The 1,845-nt window shown below is 68.7% G+C and carries 2 protein-coding genes; both read left to right on the top strand.

Translation table 11 applies throughout. The features are described from left to right. The coding region (locus V6M46_RS10260) for a S8 family peptidase (RefSeq protein ID WP_332664491.1) at positions 1-975 on the top strand (975 nt) is incomplete at its 5' end. A gap of 185 nt (positions 976-1,160) precedes the next feature. Further along, on the top strand, positions 1,161-1,730 hold the full coding sequence (gene dcd / locus V6M46_RS10255; protein WP_119717979.1) for a dCTP deaminase: 570 nt from the start codon (positions 1,161-1,163) through the stop codon (positions 1,728-1,730). Positions 1,731-1,845 lie beyond the last annotated feature (115 nt).

Genomic DNA, 1,845 nt, shown 5'->3' with positions numbered 1-1,845 from the left:
TCGCTGTGGGGCATGTACGGCGACGCGTCGTCGCCGGCCAACCAGTACGGCTCGCAGGCGGCTGAAGCCTGGGCCGCTGGCCACACCGACTGCTCCAACGTCATCGTCGGCGTGATCGACGAGGGCATCTACTGGCAGCACGAGGACCTGACGGCCAACATCTGGACCAACCCGTACGACCCCGCCGATGGCGTCGACAACGACGGCAACGGCTATGTCGATGACACCCGCGGCTGGGACTTCGACGGCGGCAGCAACAACATCAACTCCGGCGGCGCCAACGACGACCACGGCACGCACGTGGCCGGCACCATCGGCGGCGTCGGCGGCAACGGCAAGGGCGTCGCCGGCGTGTGCTGGAGCGGCGTCAAGATGATCAGCGCCAAGTTCCTCGGCCGTCGCGGCGGCACCACCGCCAATGCGGTCAAGGCGGTCGACTACTTCAACGACCTGAAGGCGCGCCACGGCCTGAACATCGTCGCCACGAACAACTCGTGGGGCGGCGGCGGCTTCTCGCAGGCGCTGTCCGACGCGATCACCCGCGCCAACAACGCCGGCATCCTGTTCGTCGCGGCGGCCGGCAACTCTGCCTACGACAACGACGCGCAGGCCAGCTATCCGTCGAACTACCCGCAGGCCAACATCATCGCCGTCGCGTCGACGACGAGCACCGGCGGGCTGTCGAGCTTCTCGCAGTGGGGCCGCACGACGGTCGACATCGGTGCGCCGGGTTCGGGCATCTGGTCGACGGTTCCGAGGTCGGTCAAGGGCGGACTCGCGTCGGGTTACGCCAGCTACAACGGCACCTCGATGGCGACCCCGCACGTGACCGGCGCCGCGGCGCTGTACGCGTCGTCGCACCCGGGCGCCTCGGCGGCCGACATCAAGGCGGCGATCATGGGCGCGGCCGTGCCGACCCCGTCGCTCAACGGCAAGGTCGTCAGCAACGGTCGCCTGAACGCCAGCGGCTTCTGATCGACCCGGCAACGCTTCCTCGTGGTACTTCGAAGGCCCGGTTTCGACCGGGCCTTCGTCGTTTCGGCGCGCCGGCGCCGGCCACCGCGTCGACGCCGCGCCGATGCCGCGCAGGGCGCGCGGCGCGGCCCGGCCGTCGTGCCCGCTAGAATTGACGCCCACGAACCCTGGGACGCCACCCCCGCATGAGCATCAAGTCCGACCGCTGGATCCGCCGGATGTCCGAGCAGCACGGCATGATCGAGCCGTTCGAGCCCGGCCAGGTCAAGACCGCCGCCGACGGCCAGCGCATCGTCAGCTACGGCACCTCGAGCTACGGCTACGACGTGCGCTGCTCGCGCGAGTTCAAGGTGTTCACCAACATCAACTCGACCATCGTCGACCCGAAGCACTTCGACCCGGGCAGCTTCGTCGACATCGAGAACGACGTGTGCATCATCCCGCCGAACTCGTTCGCGCTGGCGCGCACGGTCGAGTACTTCCGCATCCCGCGCGACACGCTGGTGGTGTGCCTGGGCAAGAGCACGTACGCGCGCTGCGGGATCATCGTCAACGTGACGCCGCTCGAGCCGGAGTGGGAGGGGCACGTCACGCTGGAGTTCAGCAACACCACGCCGCTGCCGGCGCGCATCTACGCCAACGAGGGCGTCGCCCAGATGCTGTTCTTCCAGTCCGACGAAGTCTGCGAGACGTCTTACAAGGACCGCGGCGGCAAGTACCAGGGCCAGACGGGCGTGACGCTGCCCAAGACGTAGTCGGCCACGTCCGTCGAGGGGAGTGCATGGACGAATTCAATCCTTACCAGCGCCCGGCCGCCGCAGTCGCGCTCGAGCCGACGCTCCCGGGCCAGCTTGCCGAACGTGGTGACCG

This window comes from Aeromicrobium sp., assembly GCF_036676885.1.
Classification (GTDB): Bacteria; Actinomycetota; Actinomycetes; order Propionibacteriales; family Nocardioidaceae; genus Aeromicrobium.
Note: the sequence above shows the minus strand (reverse complement) of the source record. Positions and strands in the feature narration are given on the sequence as shown.

Excerpts from the sequence above, each read along its gene's own strand:
- dcd (WP_119717979.1), top strand. The coding sequence starts at position 1,161 with ATGAGCATCAAGTCCGACCGCTGGATCCGCCGGATGTCCGAGCAGCAC.